Origin of the sequence: Kitasatospora sp. NPDC087315 (genome assembly GCF_044744345.1) — a bacterium.
Classification (GTDB): Bacteria; Actinomycetota; Actinomycetes; order Streptomycetales; family Streptomycetaceae; genus Kitasatospora.
On sequence record NZ_JBIUYD010000007.1, the window covers coordinates 137,112 to 156,404 of the forward strand.

Genomic DNA, 19,293 nt, shown 5'->3' on the forward strand with positions numbered 1-19,293 from the left:
GCTACGAGTCGAGCAGGCGGGTGCGGACGGCGGTGAGATCGGACGGGTCGACGCCGGCGGCGAGCAGGTAGCCGGCCGGTTCGAAGCCTTCGAGGGCCGCGTACAGGGCGGCCTCGGCGGTGGTACCGGCCTCGGCGAGCACGGCGTCGATCCGGCGGTACTGGTCCGGCAGGCCGAGCATCCCGTACAGCGGGCGGACGTTCGGCGCGCTGAGCAGGTAGTCGGCGACGATCTCGGACGGCTCGACGCCCGCGAGGGCGAGCAGCAGCAGGGCGGCCAGGCCGGTGCGGTCGCGGCCGGCGCCGCAGTGGACGACCAGGCCGCCGGGCCGGGCGCCGGCGATGGTGGTGATCAGTTCGGCGGCGGCGCGCGGGCAGTGGTCCAGGTAGGGGCGCAGCGCGAGCGGGGTGCCGTCCAGGTGCCCGTACGTCTTCCACCAGGCGGGGCCGGCGAGGTCGTCCAGCGGGACGCGGACCAGCTCGACGCCCGCGGGGAGCGGGAGGAGCGGCTTGTACTCCTCGACGTTGCGCAGGTCGACGACGGTGCGGACGCCGTGGTCGAGGAGGGTGTCCCAGCCCTCGGCGGTGAGGCGGTCGAGGTTGTCGGCCCGGACGACGGCGCGGCGGGCGGTGCGGGCGCCGGAGGTGGTGGGGAGGCCGCCGAGGTCGCGGACGTTGAGGCAACCGTCCCAGACCAGGGTGCGGTCCTCGGTGGCGGTGGTCAGCGCGTGCGTCCGGCTCATCAGGCTCCCCGTTTCAGACCGGGGGTCCGTTACCCCCTCGTTATAAGAGGACTCCGGGGGCGCCCGGATGGTTCCGTGCGCGGCGGGCGGTGCGGGTGGTCGGGCGGGCAGGTTCAGCGGGTGGTCGGCTCCGCGGCCTCGGCCTGCACCAGCTTCGCCAGCGGTTCGGCGGCGGACTGGCCGAGCACCGAACCGGCCGCGATCGCGCCGATCAGGAACACGGTGGAGAGCCAGGCCATGGTCGAGACCGGCAGGGTGAAGGCGCCGACCATCCGGGCCGCGCACTCGGTCAGCAGGGCGGTGCCCCAGATCCCGGAGAACAGCCGCTCGTAGCGGCGGAACGAGCGCGAGCGGGCCGCCCGGCCACCCGCCAGCCGCTCCCAGGCGTCGGCGCGGCCGCGGTCGCCCCTGGTCACGAAGGGCATCAGCATCGGGGACATCAGCGGCCGGCCGATCAGCGCGGAGACCAGGACGGCCAGCGCGAGGGTGCCGCTGAGCGCGCCGTCCTTGGCGATCATCAGCCGGGCGTCGCCGGTGACGGTGGTGAGCGCCAGGCCGGCGAGGTTGACGCCCAGCATCATCGAGGCCCACAGGTTGAGCCGTCGCTCGCGGAGCAGCCCGAAGACGGTGCGGGCGGCCGGGATCACGCCGCTCCAGGCGAGGGCGGCGAACTCGCTCATCCCGAAGGCCGAGTGCAGCAGGTAGTAGCCGGCCAACGGGGCGGCCACGTCGAGGGCGAGCGGGCGGAGGGCGGCGGCCACCGGGTTCGGCGCGGTGGTGGTGGCGGTGGTGGTGGTCGTCGTCGTGGTCGGAGCGACGACGGCGGTGCTGGTGAGAGCGGGGGCGCTGAGGGTCTGGCTCACGGTGGGGTCCTCCCCGGACTGGTGCTCGGCCTGCGGGCCGGTGCCCGCGTCGTGCCTCCAGTCTTCCGAGCCGACCCTCCGTCAGGGCAGTGTCGTCCGTTGCGGGATCCGCATGACAGTTGTCACGGTGTGCGTCATGACAACGTCTCCGACCTGGGGATTCACTCCGGGAAGGTCCACAGCTCCCGGCCGAGGGTGTCCAGGCAGCGCACCGCGCGGAACCGTTCGTCCCGCGCCGAGAGGAACCCGTCCGCGACGCCCCGCAGGACGGCCAGGGCGACCGCGTCCGCCCTGGTCCAGGCGCCGGTGAGGAAGAGCACCCGGCCGGACAGTTCGGCGCGCTGGATCCGGGCCACCGAGGCGGCCAGCAGCACGCCGTTGACCTGCTCCAGCTCGGCGGGGGACAGATAGGTCTCGCCGGCGCCGCCGCGGTCCCGCTCGACCCGGCGCAGCAGTTCGGGCAGGCCGTAGTGGCGGACGGCGGCGACCGAGTCGTCCAGCGCGACCTGCCAGCGCGGGCCGGGCAGCACCTCCCACCAGACGTCCTCGCCGACCGGCAGCACCTCGCCGATCCGGGCGCGCCAGGTCTCGATGCCGTAGACGGCGCGGGGGTCGGGGCGCGGGCCGGGGAAGGCGGCGGTCCAGTCCGCCTTGCGGATCACGCCGAGGTCGAAGGTGTAGCGCACCCGGTCGGCGGTGTGGCTCTCGACCACGCCGAGCAGCGCCCAGTGGGTCTCGTCGGGGAGGCTGAACGTCCGGCGCCACCCGGTGAAGCCCAGGCCGCGCAGGGCGGGAGCGAGGTGCTCGCGCAGGCCCCGTGCGTGGAGCTCGTGGGCGGTCGTCATCGCGGTCGTTCCTGGTCGGGTCGTGACGCGGCGTGCGGGGGCATGCCGGAGGTCGTGTCGGGGCAGGGGCCGTCGGGTCCGAGGTGCGGAGAGCGGCGTCCGGACGGGCGCCGCGCCTCGTGCTGGGCGGGGGGTGACGGCGGGCGGCCGATCAGGCTCGGCCGGTGGGGCCGGTGCACTGCTTCGCCTACTGACAACGTAGGCGGGGGGCGGAAGTCGGGTCTGCGGGCGAACGGCAGTAGCTGACGGGACCTTCTGCCCGGCGCCCGCCGGTCCTTGGTCCGGCCGCTCCTGCGTTCCGAATACCGGTACGGGGCATTCCGGATGCCGGACGATACGCCGGTCCGGTGAGCCGCCCCGACAGGTCGGCCCGCCCGCCCGGATGGCGCATGATGTGGCGGGTGCAGAGTGCAGAACGCCCCGGAGCGGGCACCGGCAGCCCGGTCGGCCCGTCCGGCCCAGTACCTCCATCGGGCCCGCCTCCCGGGGCCTCCCCGGCCGCGGTCGTCGACCTGTCGGCGGCCGTCCGGGCCGCGCAGGAGGGGGACGAGGAGGCGTTCCGGCTGCTGTTCCGGACCGTCCAGCCGGGCCTGCTGCGCTACCTGCGGGTGCTCGTCGGGGGCCGCCCGGAGGACGCCCAGGACGCCGAGGACATCGCCTCCGAGGCCTGGCTGCAGATCGCCCGCGACCTGCGGACCTTCTCCGGTGACGGGGACGGCTTCCGCGGCTGGGCCGCCACCGTCGCCCGCAACCGCGCGCTGGACCATCTGCGCGCCCGGCGCCGCCGTCCGGTCGCGGACCTGCCGTTCGACCACCTGGCCGAGCTGGCCGCCGGGGACGACACCGCGGGCGCGGCGCTCGCGGCCGTCGGCACCGCGGACGCGCTGGCGCTGATCTCCCGGCTGCCACCGGACCAGGCCGAGGCGGTGCTGCTGCGGGTGGTGATGGAACTGGACGCGGAGAGCGCCGCCCGGGTGCTGGGCAAGCGGGCCGGCAGCGTACGGATGGCCGCGCACCGGGGGCTGCGACGGCTCGCCAAGCTGCTGGAGCAGTCGTTCGCGGCGGGGGTGGGGATCCCCGCCGCGCCGTCGGGGCCCCGGGTCGTCCAGCCGGGTGCCGGGCGGTCCGGTGCCGGGCGGTCGGGCGGGGCGGGGCAGGCCGCGCAGGCCGCGAAAAAAATTCCTCCGCAGGGTGTGACAGAACACCGGGCCGCGACGCTGAAGGACATGAGATGAGCACCAACCGATCCCGTCGGATCGACCGTGATGCTGCTGAGCACCTGCTCGGCGGTGCCGTGGGCGGCCCGTCGGCCGGGCAGGGCGCCTCGCTCACCGGACAGGACGGCGGTACCGGGCGTACGGGGGTTGCCCAGGTGCTCGCCGCTGCCGCCGCCCCGGCGACGGCGGACGAACTGGCCGGTGAGGAGGCGGCTCTGGCCGCGTTCCGGGAGGCCCGTCTCGCGCCCGTACCCGCCGGATCCGCCGGATCCGCTGCTGTACCCGCTGTACCCGCACCCGTCCGGAGACGATCGATGGCGACCGCCGCGCTGGCCAGGGCCTTCAGTACGAAGGCCGCTGCCGTCGTGCTCGGCGCCACCGTGCTCGGCGGTGTCGCGGTCGCGGCCGGCACCGGCAACCTGCCGTCCCCCCTGGGGGGTGGCTCCCGCCAGCCGGACCGCGCGCTGCTCGCACCGGGCGACGCCGGTGCGTCCGCCGTCACCGCCGCCGAGCCCGGTCCGGGGGACGGGGCGTCGTGGCCGCCCACCGCCGGGTCGTCCGGCGGTGGGGCGAAGGCCGTGGGACCGTCGTCCGAGGCGCAGCCGTCGGCTGGCTCGCCGTCCCCCTCCGCCTCGGCGGAGACCCGGGGACTGTCGGCCCAGGCCGCGCTGACTGACCTCTGCCGGGGGTTCGCCGACCGGGTGGGCAAGGGCGAGCGCCCGCGCCAACTGGTCGCCGACCCGCAGTTCGGCGCGCTGGTCGAGGCGGCCGGCGGCCCGGACCGGGTGGAGGACTACTGCGGGGCGGCGCTCGGGCGCGAGCGCGGCGACGGCCACCAGGGCGCCGGCTCACCGCCGCGCGGCAACGGCAACGGCAATGGCAACAGCAATGGCAACGGCAACGGCCGGGGCGGCGAGGACAACCGCAACGGCCGCGGTGACGGCCACGGTAACGACATTGACAAGGGCAGTGGACAGGGGAACGGGAAGGACGACGCGGCCAACGGCCGGAACGGCGGCTCCGGTAGCGGCGGTTCCGGCAACGGCGGCTCTGGCAACGGCGGTTCCGGCAACGGTTCCGGCAACGGAAGCAAGGACCGGGAAACCCCGCTGCCGGCGATGCCGCCCCTCTCCGACCCCCACCCCCGACCCGACCGCTCCGACGATCCCTCACCCCGGAGGTAACCCCGAAACTCCGGGTGGGCGGCGAGCGAATCCCCCCGGGCTCGCCGCCCACCCGGACCGCACCACCGCACCACCGCACCACCGCACCACCGCAGTGCCCGTACCACCCTCTCCACCCGCGGATCCCGGGTGGCCGGCCGGCTCCCTGGGCCCGCCGCCCACCCGGTCGGCCCCGGACCGGATCGGCAGGCGCACCCCGGACGCGCCGCCGGCCCGGACCGGGCCCTGCCGGTGCGGCCCGCTCACAGCCGGGCGGGCCGCACCCGCACCACCCCGTGCCGGCGGCCGGGGGATCGCTGCCCGGTCCCTCGGCCGCCTCACCGCCCGGCGGTCCGTTTCGGCGGGGCGGCTATCGTGCACAGGTGCACGAGGCGCTCCAGGACCTTGGGCAGGGCACGTGAGGGGAGCGGTTCCAGTGATCGGACGGGCGCTGAACGGGCGTTACGAACTCGTCGAGATACTCGGCGTCGGCGGCATGGCCACCGTCTGGCGCGGGGTGGACCACGTGCTGGGCCGTCAGGTGGCCGTCAAGGTCCTCAACGGGGGCCTCGCCGACGACCCGCGCTTCGCCGAGCGCTTCAGCCGCGAGGCGCAGCACGCGGCGATGCTGGTGCACCCGAGGATCGTCATGGTCTTCGACTCGGGCGTGGACCAGGGCTCGCCGTACATCGTCATGGAACTGGTCCACGGCTACTCGCTCGCCGCGCTGCTGGCGCAGCAGCCGGGCGGGATGCCGGTCGAGCGGGCGGTCGGGATCGCGGCGGCGGTCTGCGAGGCGCTGACGGTCGCGCACGGCGCCGGGCTGGTGCACCGGGACATCAAACCCGGCAACATCATGATCACGCACGACGGCGGCGTGAAGGTCGTGGACTTCGGCATCGCCCGCGCCGGGTCCTCCAGCAACCTCACCCAGACGGCCACCGTGCTCGGCACGGCGGCGTACCTCTCGCCCGAGCAGGCCACGGCCTCCCAGCTGGACGGCCGCACCGACCTGTACGCGGTGGGCTGCGTGCTGACCGAAATGCTCACCGGCGCACCGCCGTTCATGGCGGAGACACCGGTGGCGATCGCCTTCAAGCACGTCAGCGAGCAGCCGCTGCCGCCGTCCGCGCTGCGCCCCGGGCTGCCGTCGGCGGTGGACGGCGCGGTGCTGCGGCTGCTCGCCAAGAACCCGGCCGACCGGCCGGCGCACGCCGCGCTGGCGCGGGCCGAACTGCTGGCGACCATACCCGGGTTGGCCGTCGGCGACCCGACCGGAGAACTGCTGGCCGCCGCTGCCGCCGCTCAGCACACCCAGGTGCTGCCGCCGGTACCCGTCGGCTTCTCCGAGCAGCAGCACACCACCTTCCTGCCACCCCAGCAGGCCGCCACCTCGGTGATGGCGGCCGTTCCGGCGCAGCCCCCGGCCGTCGCGCCGGGCGCGCCCGTCCCGGCCGGGCCGCCCGTGCGGGAGAGCCGCCGCAAGCCCCTGCTGCTGGGCGCCCTCGGCCTGGCCGGTGTCGCCGGGGCCTCCGTCCTCGCTCTCACCGCCTTCGACGGGCCCGCGAACGACACCACCGGCAACAAGGTGGCGCACCCGGTCGCGACGTCCGTCACCACTCCGCCTCCCACGCCCACACCCACCGTGACGACCCCGCCGCCCACCACCCCCACGACGCTCCCGCCCCGGACACCGACGCCGACGCCGAGCGCGACGATGCCGGCCAACAGCCAGTCCTCGGCCGTCCAGATCAACGCCCTGCGCCAGTCCGTCGCCCAGACCCAGGTGACCAAGGACCGCGATCGCCAGGTCGAGCTCCTCCGTACCCTCGACGACGCGAGCGCCCGCCTCATCGAGAGCAAGCCGGACGACGCGGCCAAGGAGCTGAAGAACGCGCAGAAGATCGTCCGGGACCTGGCCAAGAAGCACGCCATCGACGGCCCGACGTACCTGAACTGGAACTCCCGCCTCGGCGTCCTGCTCGCCACCCTGCACGCCTCGGGCGGCAACGACCAGTTCGATCAGTACGACCAGTTCGACTGACGCGGGGACCCGAGGCCTGGCCCGTCCTGCGCATCCCCTGAACCGGGGTGTTGCAACGACTCCTGGAACCCAAGCCGTACGGTCGGGCCCCTTGGGGACGCGATTGCTTCCGGTCCGGCCCCGGTTGCCCGTTGTGGAGTGGGAAGTCGGTGGGTCCGACTCCCCACTCCTGGAGCTGTTCCGGGCCGGGGCTGGACCGTGGTCCCGTGCGGTGGCCAGACCTCTGCCACCCGGAGACACCGGATCAGGAGACGCGCTTCAACTGCCACGCGTTGTTGTTGAGGCTGGGGTTGGACGAGTAGACGCAGCTGCTGCTGTAGTACGAACCGGTCTGGACCCAGCCCGCAGGCTGGTAGGTGGAGGCGCACGCCTGGACCACGGTGCCGACGGGCAGCCCGGTGAGCTGCTTGATCTGCTTGATGTTCGGGCTGAAGCTCTGCGTGCCGCAGTTGCTGCTGTAGCCCCAGCCGACGTCGACGAAGCCGGCCGGGGTGACAACGCTCGCGCAGGAGGTGGTGACGTCACCGGGGGCGGCGTGGGCAGGCGCGGCGGCCAGGGCGAACATCGTCGCGGCGCCGGCGGCGGCCATGAGCGTGGTGCGAAGGCGAGTCATGGGTGGTGGCTCCTTCGATCGCGGACGGCCAGGCAGGCCGGGAAGCCATTCCTATGGGGTGACGACCGGTTTCGGGTAGCGGCTTTTCGGCCTAAAGATCCCTCGGATCGCCGGTGTCAGCCGCGCGCACCGGACCGGCGGCGCAGCAGGGCGAAGCCCAGCGCACCGGCGCCGAGGGCGGCGACGGTGCCGCCGCCGACCAGCAGCGGGCCGGAGGTGGAGGCCGAGCCCGATCCGTCACCGGCCTGGGCGGCGCCCGCGGGCACCTCCCGGACCTGGGGCCCGGTGCCACCGGCGGCGGGCGTGGCGGTGGGGGTCCCGCCCACCACCGGGGTGGCCGGCGCGGGCTGCCCGGTACGGGCCGGCGTGGCGCCGGAGCCCACGCTCGGGACCGCAGCGCCCGGGGCGGGGGACCCGGCGATGCTCGGGGCGGCCGGGGCGGGGGTCTTGACCCCGTCGGCCCAGGCGTTCCCGCCGGTGACGGCGGTCAGCAGCGCGGCCCCGGTCAGGGCACAGACCGTCAGAACACGGCGGGCGGACGAGCGGTGGGTGCGGTTCTTGTTCATGCGGTGTCTCTCCTCTGTCGCTGACGCGGCCCGGCCGGTGCGGCCGGTGCGTTGACAGCGACGCTAGGAGGGCCGTGTCGCGGTCCCCGACCGGTCGCGTCACGGCCGACCATCGTCTGCGTAACGGGCCCACGCCACCCGGATCGCCGGGCGTGGAGCGGCTCCTCGACGCGGTCGGCCCCGGGTCCGGCCGCGCGTCACCCGGTGACCACCTGGGTTCGGCAACTGCGATGAAAGCCAAGCTCTTTGCCGGCCGGTGTCGCACAGCGGCTTCGGATCGTCGGGTGACGGAGGCCGGGTGACTAGAGTCGTCACCATGAGTGACTCCCCGCCTCATGAGGTCGTAGCCCGGCCGCGTACCGCCGCCGGTGTGCTGTTCTTCGACGAGGACGGCCGCGTGCTCCTCGTCAAACCGACCTACAAGCCCGGCTGGGAGATTCCGGGCGGCTACCTGCGCGCGGGCGAGACCCCGAGCGAAGGCGCGGCCCGGGAGGTCGAGGAAGAACTCGGCATCACCCCGCCGATCGGCCGGCTCCTCGTCGTCGACTGGGCGCCCCATCCCACCGAGGGCGACAAGCTCCTCCTCGTGTTCGATGGAGGCGTTCTCCCGGTTGACGAACTTGACCGCATCACGGTCGACCAGGTCGAGATCAGCGAGCACGCTTTCCACGCCGGCGACCAGATCGACTCCGTCCTCATCCCTCGTCTGGCCCGCCGAGTTCACGCCGCCTGCGGAGCCAGGACACGTTCCGAGACCGTCTACCTGGAGCACGGAGTGGCTTACCAGTAGGACCACAACGTGAGAGAACCCGGTGGGCGGCGGCCTCCAGGGTTGACGCGTCCTTGCGCGCCGGCGTCTTCACCCCGCCCGAGGGCGAAGGCCTGGTCGAGATCCCCGGGGCCGGCGCTGATGGTGACTGCTCCGGTACGTCCTGACACTGCCCCGGCACCGAACTTCCACCGAACTTCGGCGCCCCACCAGCCGCATCCAGAAGCGTCTCGCCTGGCTCAGCCCCGACGAGTACGAGGCGAGGCACTACGCCGACCAGGCGACGGCCGAACCAGTGGCTGTCCAACCACCCGAACCCGTCCCGACCAGGTAATCGCCACCTCCCGCTCGGAGGGGGAAGCTCAGACAGGTTCTCCAATCCACGTGAGTTACTTGATTGCCATCACTGCCACACTCTCCGTATCCTGCTGGGCAACGCGTTGACGGAGACGAGTAGCCAGGGATCACGCGAGCAGAGAGAGCCGCCGGAAGCTGGGAAGGCGGTCTCGCGCCCCGAGGTGAAGACCCTCCTGAGCGCGGGGAGGAACGACCCCGCCTGGTGGTCCAATGCCCCGCCGGCCGGCCCCCGTCACCGGGCCAAATGAGGCCGCCACTCTGTGGCGGCGAAAGTGCGGTGGTACCGCGAGTTGCCCTTCTCGCCCGCACTCCCAAGGGATCATGACGATGTCCTTCGGAGGACCGCAATGATCCACAGCCGCGTACGTGTCTCCGACCTGCGAGAACACGTCGGCCGTACCGTTTCCGTCTGCGGATGGGTGAACACCCTCCGCTTGCAGCGCAAGATGCAGTTCGTCATCGTGCGGGACAACACCGGCATGGTGCAGGTGACCCACAAGCGTGACGACGGGCCACTGGAGGCCCAGCTCGAAGCCCTCACATCCGAGTCCGCCGTGAGGATCACCGGCCGCGTCGTCGACGCGGGCCAGGTCAAGCTCGGCGGCCTGGAGATCGTTCCCGAGGCGGTCGAGGTCCTGAACCAGGCCGCTACGCCGCTGCCGATCGACGAGCACACTGGCATGGAGCAGCGGTTGGACTGGCGGTTCCTGGACGTGCGCCGCCGTCCCGCCACTCAGCTGTTGTTCGCCGTGCAGACCACCCTGGAACAGGGCATGCGCGAGTACGCCTACGCGCAGGGCGCCACCGAGATGCACACCCCCAAGCTCATGGGTACCGCCTCTGAGTCCGGCGCGGAGGTCTTCAAGCTCGGCTACTTCGGCCGCAGCGCCTACCTGGCGCAGTCGCCGCAGTTCTTCAAGCAGATGGCGATCGCGGCCGGCGTCGACAGGGTCTTCGAGATCGGGCCGGTCTTCCGCGCCGAACCGTCGTTCACCTCCCGGCACGCCACCGAGTTCACCGGCGTCGACGTGGAGCTGGCCTGGATCGACGGGGTCGAGGACGTGATGGCGTTCGAGGAACAGATGCTCGCCCACGCGATCGCCAAGGTCGCCGACGTGCACGGCGAGGCGATCGCTGAGCACTTCGGCCTCGAGGTCACCGTGCCCACATCGCCGTTTCCCCGCATCACCATGGCCGAGGCGCACGAGATCCTGCGCCAGGGCGGCTGGGACCCCGAAGGGGTCAAGGAAGACCTGGACCCGGAGGGCGAGCGGGCCATCTCGGCCCACATCAAGGAAGCCACCGGGCACGAGTTCGTCTTCATCACGCACTACCCGGTCGGCATCCGGCCCTTCTACCACAAGCGGCCCGCCGACGACCCGAGCGTGACCCTCAGCTTCGACCTGCTGTGGAAGGGCCTGGAGATCACCACCGGCGCACAGCGCGAGCACCGGTACGACGTGCTGCTGAAACAGGCCGCCGACAAGGGCATGAGCACGGAGCCGATGCAGGACTACCTGAACGCGTTCCGGTACGGGTGCCCGCCGCACGGGGGCCTCGGCATGGGCCTGGGCCGGGTGCTGATGGTCATGCTCGGCCTGACCTCGATCCGCGAGGCGACCTTCCTGTTCCGCGGGCCGAACCGGCTTACCCCGTAACCCGGTTATGACGGCGTCCCACGGCACGGGCAGGATCCCGTGCCGTGGGACGCCGTCTCAGTAGCGGACATTGCGCAGGTCATGCATCCATGCCTCGGCGGGGTTCTCGTCCCAGTAGGCCCGCAATGCCAACTCCCGCTCGGAGAAGCGTCCCTGGTGGCACAGGCCGCCGTGAGAGAGGGTGACGCTCATCGCGAGCGCCGACTCGGTTGTGTCCCACTGGGGTGTCAGAGCGTGGCTCCAGAGCTGCTCTCCGGGCCGCATGGTGACGGAGTGGCGATCGACCTCGTCGTGCTCGGGCGGTTCCTCGCCGGTCGTCTCGCCGAGGACCGCCGCGTTGGCTGACAGGCGCTTGCCGGGGTCAAGGTAGCTGTGGAACGTCTTGGTGCCGTGGACCTGCCAAACCAGTCCGTGCGAGTTGTCACTGTGGTACGTCGAGGACGCACCCTTGGTGGACAGGAACAGGATGGGCGCCAGTCGCTGCCAGGTGAAGCCCCGGGCAGACAGGTGGGTGCGCCAGGGAATCATGACCCCCTCCTGTAAGCCGCGCAGGAGGGGGTCGTAGAAGCGACTGAGATTGAAGTGCACCAGTCGGAAGGGCCAGGTGACGATCTCTTCGAGAGGGGCGGTGCGGAAGGCGGCCGTACGGTCCATGCGCACCTGCCAGTCGTCGTCCCCGAGGATGGTGAACCGGACCTCCTCGTCCTTGCGGACGTGGTCCAGCACCTCGATGGCGGGCCTGAACGTGTAGTCGAAAGTAACGTCCAGCAGGAAATTCGGTGGCTGCCGCCATCGATGGGCGAAGTCGTCGGGTGTCGTGATCGTCATAGGGCAGTCCATGGAGTCGTGTGCCGGCAGCCCGCCCTCACGCCCGCGCGGCACGCGACGCACTGCGTTCGTCGTACACGGTGGAAGAGCGGCAGATGGCAGCGCAGTCCGGGGTCACCCGGTCCTGCGCCGGAGTGGTCAGGAACTGTCTGATCTCGGCACGGGGTGCGTGGACGCTGACCGACGCCTGGCCGTAGGGGCAGCGCCGCATGTGGCCGTCGGCGGACACGTACGCGGTCGCCGAGCGGCAGGACCAGCGCTCGCCCCCTGTGGCGGGCAGTTGGAGATCCCGCAGCTCGCCGAGGTACTCCCGGTACCGGTTGGACAGATCGAAGTAGCGGCCCAGCACGTCGGCGTCGCGATGTTGCTGGACCAGATAGTCCTGCACCGACTTGCCGTCGCGGCGCAGGGCATGCTCGTCGAGGACCACAGGGCTGAACTGGACCTCCACTCCCGCGCCGGATGCGAGGCCGGCCAGGTCGCGGCACTCGCTGTCGCTCAGGCCCCAACAGGTGACGTGCAGGATCTTCGTCTCGGTGCTGATCGTTCGCAGCGTGTCGATGCCCGAAGCAGCTGTGCGGGTAGTGCGTCCCAGCAGCATCGCGCCTTTTGAGTCGGTGGAGACGGTCACGTTGGCCAACAGGTGCGCCACCGTGGCGAGCGTGACGACCTCCGCCACGGCCCGAGCCGAGGTCACCATCGACACCGACATGCCGAACTGGCGGGCCAGCCGCACGAGCTGCCTGAGCTGCGGGTGGTGGGTCGGTTCGCCGCCGGTCAGGCACACCCCGTCCACGCCCATCTCCTTCAGCCGCGACAGGGTGCGGGCGTAGGTCGCGGTGTCGAGGAAGCCGTGAGCGCGGTCTGCCCGGAAGCAGAATCCGCAGGCTACCTTGCAGTGCCCGGCTGTGGAGATCAGCGCCGTACGAACGTGGGTGTTCATTGCACCCCCGTGTTGTCCCACACGGCGATCTCCACGGTGCTCGTGTAGAATGCGCACATCTCGGGGTCCGGGGTATTGCCGCCGATGAGGGCCTGCTCGTTGCGGGACGGGCCGCCACAGATCGCGAGCGCCGGGCAGTTCCCGCACTCGTGGATGGGAGCGACCTTCTTCGCCACGCCGGTCAGGCTGTCCGGATCGGCTCGCAGCTCATCGAGGGTGCGCAGGAACGACGGCTCGGTGAAGTTGATGTCGCACAGGCTGACCCGGTTGCCGGGCAGCAGGGCGGCGTTCAGACTGCGGTCGCCCTGCATGTGGTCGAACAGCATCGGCCGGCGGGTGTCCAGGGCCTGGAAGGCGCGGTCCAGGACGGAGAACAGCATCCCGCCCCGTGCCAGGGCGGTTAGCCGGGCCTCGTACAACTCGCGCGCCAAGTCGGCGCCGTCGACTTGCCAGCGGCCCGCGGTCGGGATGGGAGTGTTGACGTAGATGAACTTCAGCCCGAGGTCATCGATGATCCACCGGACGGTCTCGGCGAGGCGTCCGATGTTCGCGGCGGTCGGGGTGAGGTTGCAGCCCACGTGCAGCCCATCGGCCTCGACGAGCCGGGTGACGTTGCGGCGAATCCGGTCGTCTGCGGGCTGACCGCCGAGCAGGAGCCGGTGCGCGGAGTTGATTCCCGGAGGGCCATCGATGGAGATGCCGACTCCGTACTCGTAGGCGACGAGGTGGTCGAGGGCCTCGTCGGTCAGGCGGGCACCGTTGGTGACGACCGTGCGTCGTACCCTGGCCACGTCGTAGCGTTCGGCGAGGGTGTCGGCGAGCTGGTCGCCGTACTGCATGAGGTCGAAGCGGATGGTCGGCTCGCCGCCGAACCACTGGATGGACACCTCTTCCTGCCCGGCGTTCTGCTCGAACAGGAACCGCAGCCCTTCTGCGAGCTCTTTCTTCGTCATGTCCGGCTTGCCGGTGTTGGTGTCGACGAAGCAGTAGGTGCAGGCCATGTTGCAGCGGTCGGTGAGGACCACGCGCAGACCGCTGATGCGGCAGGGGCTGGCGTCGAGGCCGAGGAGTCGAAGACGGTCACGGAGTGCTTCGCGCCGGTCGGCCACGGGGCCGCCGGGGGTGAAGCCGAGCCCTGCGAGGGCTTCATGGGTCGCGGTCGGGGGGACCCCGGCGAGGTCATGGACCTCGCCGGAGTCGATGAACACACTGTCCAGCGCGACCGGATCGAGGAGAACCGCTTCCCCGTCCCGCTCGTACTGGAAGTACTTCCCCCACAGCATCCGGGGGACGGCCATGGTGGTCAGGCCGCCGTTTCCTCTTCGGCGATCCCGAGTTCGCCCATGACCTCGCGGACCTTCTCCTCGGCGGCGGCCTGGAGCTTCGCGGAGGTGGCCGGGGAGCCACCGTCGGCGAGGACGATCACACCGGGCAGCGTCGGGTTCGGCGCGATCACCGTGATGCCGGCCGGGTCGGTGCCGATGACCATGATCGCGTTCTTCAGTTCGACCCAGTCGGTGCGCTCCTTGAGCGCCTCGATGACGCGGCCCTGCTTCTCCTGGAAGGAGGCGCGCTCACCCATCCACACGCCCGCCTTGGACTTGGAGTCCACGACGTCCGCGTAGATCAGGTGGTCCTTCTTCTCTCGCCTGGTTTGGGGCATGGCTGATCCTTCCTGTGTGCTGGATGGGCTGGAACAACCACCGGAGACCGGCGGGTACCGCCTCACTCGGGGAGCGTGGGCGGGGCGGCGCTTGGCAGCACTACGAAAGGCTCGGGGTTGTGAAGGCCCCCGGTCGCCAGCCTCGCCGCTCTGTGGTGAACGGCAGCGCAGTGAGACGTGGCTTCGCAGTGACGTGGTGACATCATGCTGACATGTGAAGTCCTATTCGAGGACTCTGACAGGTCATCAAAGGGACTTGTATAGGGCGTTGTTGCTGCCTGATGGGTGAGTTTTGCGCCACGATGAGGACATCGCATGTCGCTCTCTCACGAGAGCTCGTCCCGGAGGAGATCCATGGCGCGTCCCGCAGGCAACATCAGGCTCAAGGCCGCCCGGCTGGCCGCCGGATACAACTCCCAGCAAGCCTTGGCCGACGCCATCACCAAGGTGGCGCCAAGCCTCGGCATCAGGGGCCTGGCTGTCGGCGTCCGACAGGTCCGACGCTGGGAGTCCGCCTCACCGCCCTGGCCACAGCCCGATGTGCACCGGGTCCTGACCCACCTCTTGGGACAGAGCATGGAAGACCTCGGATTCACACCTCCGTGGGGAAGCGCATGGACCCAGCCCAGCTCCGCGACCGGCAGCACCCCGCGAGCGCCCCTGGCCGGAACCAGACTCGCTGCCGTTCCCGCTCAAGGCGGAGCCGCAACACAGCCGGCGACTGTCGGCACGGATTTTGAGACTGTCACCCGCGCGCATCGGCACCTGTACTGGTCCGTCGCCCCTGCCGTGCTCCATCCGGCGATCCTGGAGCATGCCCGTCTGGGTTGCGCCCTCCTCCCAGAAACGGCGAACCCGGCCCGTCAGACCGTCGCGGCCGCACTGGCCGAGTCCTACCTGCTGGCCGGCCGCATCGAGTTCTTCGACCTGCAACAGCCAGGGCAGGCTTCGGAGACTCTCCTTCGGGCTCTACAGGCTGCCGGAGAAGCGGATGATCCGCTGCTCGGAGCGGCCATCCTTGCGCACATGGCCTTCATCCCGGGCTGGGCGGACGATCGGGAAGCAGCCGTCGAGCGCATGCTTGCCGCCCGTACCTACGCTCGCCGCGGGCAGGCGTCGGCCGAGTTCTGGGCGTGGCTGGACGCCGTAGAGGCGGAATGTGAGACCCGCTGCGGCGATCCTCACGCAGCCCTCCGCTTGATCCGCCGGGCCGAGGACACACTCTCCGCAGGTTCCGAACATGCCACTCCCGACTGGGTGGACTGGTTCAGCCCCGTCCGTCTGTCTGCGTTCAAAGGCAACACGCAGTTGAAGGCCGGCCACCTGCCACAGGCCCGTCAGACGCTCCACGACGTACTCGACGGTCTGCCACCCGAGTCGGACAAACAGCGCACCGTCGTCCTTGGCGACCTCGCTGCCGTCGAAGCCGCAGACGGTAAGCCGGAGGAGGCGTGCAGATACGCCATCATGGCCCTCGACCAGTTGGCCATCACCTGGTACGCCACAGGTATGGATCGCATCCGCGAGGTCCGGCGCACGCTCGCTCCCTGGCAGAACGAGCAGTGCATCCGGAACCTCGATGATCGCCTCTACGACTGGGGCACGACGGTCAGCGCACTTCAGCGTTGAACTTGATGATCTTTTCCGGCAGTTCCGTCAGCGAATCGATGCGCATCGTCGTGATCGCATCCGCGTCCGGATCGCGCTGCTGGATCGTGCCCCAGGGGCCGCGCCGGATGAGAGCAGTCAGGAGGCCCGCCTGTACAGCAGGCCGGATGTCGTTGTCGAGCCGGTCACCGACGTACAGAATCTCGCCAGGCTCAGCAGGCGTCGCCTCGATGACACGCTCGAAGAACCTCACGTCCGGCTTTGACGCCCCCCAATCGTCGCTGGTGGCGATCATGTCGGAAGGAAGGTCCAGCCCTCGCAGCAGACCGCCGGCCCGCACGGTCTGGTTCCCGGCGATGCCAACCCACAGCCCTGCTTCACGCAGGGCAGCAAGGGTGGGCCGAACGTCCGAGTAGAGGTCATCCTCGCCGAACCACTCCGGCTTGCCAGCAGCCGCGCGCTTCTCTCGCTCCTCAGTCAGGTCGAACCCGGGCCGGAACTCCTGGAACGTCTCACGGTAGTCGCGCCCCTGCGCGATGACCGCCCCGAACATCGCCGCGAAGGTGTGCCGTGACACCCCCAGCCAGTCCGCCCACGTCCCGTACTCCCGGGTCTCGTCAACAAGACACTCGCCCACGTCGAATACCACCGCACGAATCATGCTCCGCAGGTTAGCCAATGCGCGACGGGCAGCTCGGGGCAAGGGGCGGGTCGAGCGCCCCTTCCCGCTGCGCTCTGTGTCGCACGTTGCTCCTTCATGCTGCCGACCGTACGGTCATTGAGACTTCGCCATCTTCGAACGTGCTGGTCGGAGGGGGGTGAGCGCCCCCACTGCCTCACACGAATCGCGGGGGTTCGAGTTCACGATGGGGACGCGGGGGTGCTCGGAGTGGCCGTCGCTGTGGGGGTCTCGGCGCCGACCACTCACCTGTAGGCCCACTGAGCGTGGGCGTTCCTCAGGGCAGATTTCACGGAGTGCCACCAGCGCGCGTGCCACCACCAACGGCGTGTCCTCGTAGGATCGCCCGGCCGCAGCCTCGCCGTTGGTGCGGTAACCACTCCCGGTGTCGTCGCCCTTGAACCTGGGGTCTCGCGCGACAGCCAGCAGTTCGGACCAGACGACCTTGCCGGCGTGCCCGGGAGGGTAGTAGCCCCACCGCTCGCTCAGCGCCTCGACCGGGAAGACCCCGCGGCCGCTCTCCGCGTCCTCCCCCACCACCCTGACCACGGGCGGGCGACCGTCGCTGTCGTGAACGAGGATGTACAAGCGTCCGCGTTCGAGCCAGAGGGTCAGGGTGACCTTTCGCACCGGTGACAGCGGCGAGTACGGCGAGACCTCCTCGTCGGTGTGCGTGTGCCGTATGGCGTTGGTCATCAGCTCGGACACGATGAGTCGGGCTGTCTGGATGGTGTCGGGCGGGACTCGCCAACGGCAGAGCACGTCAACGGCGTGCCGCCGGGCCCATGCGACGGCGTTCAGAGTGTCGGCCAGCGCCAACTGGCTGAAACCGGAGCGTGTTTGTGACACAGGGGGTCCTCCCAGGTCGGGAGCTGCTTGGGGTGAAGGCTCGCCGCGCGGGTCGCGCCCACCCCGTTCGAGGGATGCAGACCTTGAACTGTCCTGCCGGGAAGCCAATGTTGTGTGACTAGGCTGGCGCTGATGGTGACTGCTCCGGTACGTCCTGACACTGCCCCGGCACTGGACTTTCACCGAACTTAGGTGCCCCACCAGCCGGAACCGGGCGCCGCTCTCCAGGGCCGATGCCATGCTTGGCGCCATGGCGGAACTGAACGGTAGCCCGATCAGCCTGGACCATCTCCAGGCCCTTGCCCTGACGAACTACGGGCACTTCACCTCGATCCGTGTGGAAGACGGTCACGTACGCGGCCTCTCCCTCCACATGGCGCGTCTGGCCCGTGACTGTCGCGCCGTCTTCGACGTGGACCTCGACCTCGACCGTGTCCGGGAATTTGTCCGACGTGCCGCGCCGCCCTCGGGGGCCTGTGTGGTCAGGGTGACGGTCTTCGATCCTGCTCTCGACCTCGGTCACGTCGGGAGCGACGCCCACCCCCAGCTCCTGGTGACGACTCGTCCGGCCGGGGCGCTGCCGCTTCCCGCGATACGTGTCCAGTCCGTGGTGTACACCCGCGACATGCCGGCTGTGAAGAGCGTCGGTTTGTTCGGCTCGCTCCGCCACCGCCGCAACGCCCAACGGGCGGGCTTCGACGACGCGCTCTTCACGGACGCCGAGTCCGTGATCTCCGAAGGCGGCACCTGGAACGTCGGCTTCGTCAAGGGAGATCAGGTCATCTGGCCGGGCGCCGAGTGCCTGGTCGGCACCACGATGGAGCTGCTGCGTCAGGTTCACCCGTCGTCGACCGCGACCGTTCGGCTGGGCGACCTCGCCGACTTCGACGCCGTCTTCGCCACCAACATCGGCATCGGCGTCCGGGCAATCGGCGCGGTCGACGGCGCCACCTTCCCGGAAACACATCCCGTGATCGAACAACTCCGTAAGGAATACACGGAAATCCCAGTCGATCTACTCTAGTTCCCCCCCAGCGACGGGGAGCGCTGGGCGCAAATGGTTGTGGGGTGGAGGGCCGCGTTGGCGACAGTAGAGGTATGGGCCAGCGTCGAGGTCAAGGCGCTTCTGTCCCGGCGGGTCGGTAGCCACGTGTGCTTGGACCTTTGGGTGATCCGGATCGACCAGGAGAAGTGCTAGGGCCTCGGGGCGGTCCGCCATCAACGCGGAGTGCAGGCGCTCGCCATCCTCAGCGCGGGGCCGCTGGGAGGTGGGTGGCCGAAAGCGTGGCCTGATCACGCGCACGGAAGCCGAAGCTGATGAGGGTGACGCTCTCTCCGGCGCTGAGGGGCGTCCTTCCGTGCGGGGTGATCGCTCCATCGAACACAACGCAGTCCCCCGGTGTGAGATCGCATTCAAGGTAGCCGTCGGCGCCGATGAAGACGGTGGTGCTCACGATGGGAGCTGCGGGGAGGCGCTCGTGCTTGAGGCACAGAATCAGGTTGGCCTCGCCGAAGCCGAACTCGGCAACGTGGAAGTCGAGGAACTGCCCTTCCTCCAGGTAGGCGATGTAGACGCCGGTGTGCGGCTGCTCGACCTCCAGACCGGTGGACCGCGCTACGGTTGAGGCGAGATCGACTTGTCCGGCGAAGCGGTTCGCGGCGTCACCGACGGCCGCGTTCCACTTGCCGTTGTGGAGGTATCCGTCAGCGGCCAGGACCTTCTCCGCCTCCTGCGCCATTGTGGTGATCAACTCCACGGGGAACGGCTGATCACGCAGGTGGCGGGGCCGTACGCGCTCGTGTGCGGTGAGAGAGTGCACGGCGTCCCGCACAGCGGGGAACTCCTCAGCCCACCGGGCCGGGGTTCGGGCCGTGGTGCGGGATCG

General features: G+C 70.6%; 19 protein-coding genes. 7 read left to right on the forward strand and 12 right to left on the reverse strand.

The annotated features are described in order from the left end of the window. Position 1: 1 nt before the first annotated feature. From ACIO5D_RS12280 to ACIO5D_RS12290, 3 genes are all read right to left on the reverse strand, one after another. On the reverse strand, positions 2-742 hold the full coding sequence (locus ACIO5D_RS12280; RefSeq protein WP_400760779.1) for a tyrosine-protein phosphatase: 741 nt from the start codon (positions 740-742) through the stop codon (positions 2-4). Positions 743-855: 113 nt separating this feature from the next. Further along, positions 856-1,605, reverse strand: coding sequence for a VC0807 family protein (locus ACIO5D_RS12285; RefSeq protein WP_400794948.1), 750 nt, complete (start codon positions 1,603-1,605; stop codon positions 856-858). A gap of 161 nt (positions 1,606-1,766) precedes the next feature. Beyond that, positions 1,767-2,450, reverse strand: coding sequence for a DUF4304 domain-containing protein (locus ACIO5D_RS12290; protein WP_400794950.1), 684 nt, complete (start codon positions 2,448-2,450; stop codon positions 1,767-1,769). 392 nt (positions 2,451-2,842) lie between these two features. On the opposite strand from ACIO5D_RS12290, the gene ACIO5D_RS12295 reads away from it, so the two are divergent. The 3 genes from ACIO5D_RS12295 to ACIO5D_RS12305 all read left to right on the forward strand — a co-directional run bounded on the left by ACIO5D_RS12295 (position 2,843) and on the right by ACIO5D_RS12305 (position 6,874). Continuing rightward, positions 2,843-3,685, forward strand: coding sequence for an RNA polymerase sigma factor (locus tag ACIO5D_RS12295; protein ID WP_363604206.1), 843 nt, complete (start codon positions 2,843-2,845; stop codon positions 3,683-3,685). Continuing rightward, positions 3,682-4,851: a hypothetical protein gene (locus tag ACIO5D_RS12300; protein ID WP_400794952.1), complete on the forward strand. Its 1,170-nt coding sequence runs from the start codon at positions 3,682-3,684 to the stop codon at positions 4,849-4,851. The genes ACIO5D_RS12295 and ACIO5D_RS12300 overlap by 4 nt, the downstream gene beginning before the upstream one ends. A gap of 415 nt (positions 4,852-5,266) precedes the next feature. After that, a complete protein-coding gene (locus ACIO5D_RS12305) occupies positions 5,267-6,874 on the forward strand; it encodes a protein kinase (RefSeq protein ID WP_400794954.1) in 1,608 nt (535 codons plus the stop codon). A gap of 244 nt (positions 6,875-7,118) precedes the next feature. Here the strand turns inward: ACIO5D_RS12305 and ACIO5D_RS12310 are convergent, their stop codons facing one another. Both ACIO5D_RS12310 and ACIO5D_RS12315 read right to left on the reverse strand, forming a co-directional pair. Further along, positions 7,119-7,487: a hypothetical protein gene (locus ACIO5D_RS12310; protein WP_400794956.1), complete on the reverse strand. Its 369-nt coding sequence runs from the start codon at positions 7,485-7,487 to the stop codon at positions 7,119-7,121. A 116-nt stretch (positions 7,488-7,603) separates the two neighbouring features. Continuing rightward, positions 7,604-8,053, reverse strand: a complete 450-nt coding sequence (locus tag ACIO5D_RS12315; protein ID WP_363604172.1) for a hypothetical protein — start codon at positions 8,051-8,053, stop codon at positions 7,604-7,606. A 316-nt stretch (positions 8,054-8,369) separates the two neighbouring features. Between ACIO5D_RS12315 and ACIO5D_RS12320 the strand changes: the two genes are divergently transcribed. Together ACIO5D_RS12320 and aspS are read left to right on the forward strand one after the other, a co-directional pair. Then, positions 8,370-8,843 (forward strand): NUDIX domain-containing protein, encoded by a 474-nt coding sequence (locus ACIO5D_RS12320; protein ID WP_400794958.1) that lies wholly within the window; start codon positions 8,370-8,372, stop codon positions 8,841-8,843. 683 nt (positions 8,844-9,526) lie between these two features. Beyond that, positions 9,527-10,837: an aspartate--tRNA(Asn) ligase gene (gene aspS, locus ACIO5D_RS12325; RefSeq protein ID WP_363604175.1), complete on the forward strand. Its 1,311-nt coding sequence runs from the start codon at positions 9,527-9,529 to the stop codon at positions 10,835-10,837. A gap of 57 nt (positions 10,838-10,894) precedes the next feature. Here the strand turns inward: aspS and ACIO5D_RS12330 are convergent, their stop codons facing one another. The 4 genes from ACIO5D_RS12330 to ACIO5D_RS12345 are packed head-to-tail and all read right to left on the reverse strand — an operon-like array spanning position 10,895 to position 14,271. Next, complete coding sequence (locus ACIO5D_RS12330; RefSeq protein WP_363604176.1) at positions 10,895-11,665, reverse strand: hypothetical protein; 771 nt, start codon at positions 11,663-11,665, stop codon at positions 10,895-10,897. 37 nt (positions 11,666-11,702) lie between these two features. Further along, complete coding sequence (locus ACIO5D_RS12335) at positions 11,703-12,608, reverse strand: radical SAM protein (protein ID WP_363604177.1); 906 nt, start codon at positions 12,606-12,608, stop codon at positions 11,703-11,705. Then, on the reverse strand, positions 12,605-13,906 hold the full coding sequence (locus tag ACIO5D_RS12340) for a radical SAM protein (protein WP_400794961.1): 1,302 nt from the start codon (positions 13,904-13,906) through the stop codon (positions 12,605-12,607). Before ACIO5D_RS12340 ends, ACIO5D_RS12335 begins: the two co-directional genes overlap by 4 nt. A gap of 5 nt (positions 13,907-13,911) precedes the next feature. Next, positions 13,912-14,271: a hypothetical protein gene (locus ACIO5D_RS12345; RefSeq protein ID WP_363604180.1), complete on the reverse strand. Its 360-nt coding sequence runs from the start codon at positions 14,269-14,271 to the stop codon at positions 13,912-13,914. Between the two features lie 354 nt (positions 14,272-14,625). Here ACIO5D_RS12345 and ACIO5D_RS12350 point away from each other — a divergent pair, with 354 nt between their 5' ends. Then, on the forward strand, positions 14,626-15,900 hold the full coding sequence (locus ACIO5D_RS12350; protein WP_400794964.1) for a transcriptional regulator: 1,275 nt from the start codon (positions 14,626-14,628) through the stop codon (positions 15,898-15,900). On the opposite strand, the gene ACIO5D_RS12355 is transcribed toward ACIO5D_RS12350, so the two are convergent. After that, positions 15,881-16,540, reverse strand: coding sequence for an HAD family hydrolase (locus ACIO5D_RS12355; RefSeq protein WP_363604183.1), 660 nt, complete (start codon positions 16,538-16,540; stop codon positions 15,881-15,883). The two genes, ACIO5D_RS12350 and ACIO5D_RS12355, sit on opposite strands and share 20 nt — an antisense overlap. Before the next feature lie 114 nt (positions 16,541-16,654). Further along, entirely contained in the window at positions 16,655-17,377 is a 723-nt protein-coding gene (locus ACIO5D_RS12360; protein WP_400794967.1) for an ATP-binding protein, read from the reverse strand. A 280-nt stretch (positions 17,378-17,657) separates the two neighbouring features. Between ACIO5D_RS12360 and ACIO5D_RS12365 the strand changes: the two genes are divergently transcribed. Further along, positions 17,658-18,431, forward strand: coding sequence for an aminotransferase class IV family protein (locus ACIO5D_RS12365; RefSeq protein WP_400653540.1), 774 nt, complete (start codon positions 17,658-17,660; stop codon positions 18,429-18,431). Positions 18,432-18,654: 223 nt separating this feature from the next. On the opposite strand, the gene ACIO5D_RS12370 is transcribed toward ACIO5D_RS12365, so the two are convergent. After that, the gene (locus tag ACIO5D_RS12370; RefSeq protein ID WP_400794969.1) at positions 18,655-19,164 is read right to left on the reverse strand and encodes a hypothetical protein; all 510 of its coding nucleotides are present in this window, start codon (positions 19,162-19,164) and stop codon (positions 18,655-18,657) included. Positions 19,165-19,293 lie beyond the last annotated feature (129 nt).

Excerpts from the sequence above, each read along its gene's own strand:
- ACIO5D_RS12280 (WP_400760779.1), bottom strand. The coding sequence starts at position 742 with ATGAGCCGGACGCACGCGCTGACCACCGCCACCGAGGACCGCACCCTG.
- ACIO5D_RS12290 (WP_400794950.1), bottom strand. The coding sequence starts at position 2,450 with ATGACGACCGCCCACGAGCTCCACGCACGGGGCCTGCGCGAGCACCTC.
- ACIO5D_RS12295 (WP_363604206.1), top strand. The coding sequence starts at position 2,843 with ATGTGGCGGGTGCAGAGTGCAGAACGCCCCGGAGCGGGCACCGGCAGC.
- ACIO5D_RS12300 (WP_400794952.1), top strand. The coding sequence starts at position 3,682 with ATGAGCACCAACCGATCCCGTCGGATCGACCGTGATGCTGCTGAGCAC.
- ACIO5D_RS12310 (WP_400794956.1), bottom strand. The coding sequence starts at position 7,487 with ATGACTCGCCTTCGCACCACGCTCATGGCCGCCGCCGGCGCCGCGACG.
- ACIO5D_RS12315 (WP_363604172.1), bottom strand. The coding sequence starts at position 8,053 with ATGAACAAGAACCGCACCCACCGCTCGTCCGCCCGCCGTGTTCTGACG.
- ACIO5D_RS12320 (WP_400794958.1), top strand. The coding sequence starts at position 8,370 with ATGAGTGACTCCCCGCCTCATGAGGTCGTAGCCCGGCCGCGTACCGCC.
- aspS (WP_363604175.1), top strand. The coding sequence starts at position 9,527 with ATGATCCACAGCCGCGTACGTGTCTCCGACCTGCGAGAACACGTCGGC.
- ACIO5D_RS12330 (WP_363604176.1), bottom strand. The coding sequence starts at position 11,665 with ATGACGATCACGACACCCGACGACTTCGCCCATCGATGGCGGCAGCCA.
- ACIO5D_RS12335 (WP_363604177.1), bottom strand. The coding sequence starts at position 12,608 with ATGAACACCCACGTTCGTACGGCGCTGATCTCCACAGCCGGGCACTGC.
- ACIO5D_RS12340 (WP_400794961.1), bottom strand. The coding sequence starts at position 13,906 with ATGGCCGTCCCCCGGATGCTGTGGGGGAAGTACTTCCAGTACGAGCGG.
- ACIO5D_RS12345 (WP_363604180.1), bottom strand. The coding sequence starts at position 14,271 with ATGCCCCAAACCAGGCGAGAGAAGAAGGACCACCTGATCTACGCGGAC.
- ACIO5D_RS12350 (WP_400794964.1), top strand. The coding sequence starts at position 14,626 with ATGGCGCGTCCCGCAGGCAACATCAGGCTCAAGGCCGCCCGGCTGGCC.
- ACIO5D_RS12355 (WP_363604183.1), bottom strand. The coding sequence starts at position 16,540 with ATGATTCGTGCGGTGGTATTCGACGTGGGCGAGTGTCTTGTTGACGAG.
- ACIO5D_RS12365 (WP_400653540.1), top strand. The coding sequence starts at position 17,658 with ATGGCGGAACTGAACGGTAGCCCGATCAGCCTGGACCATCTCCAGGCC.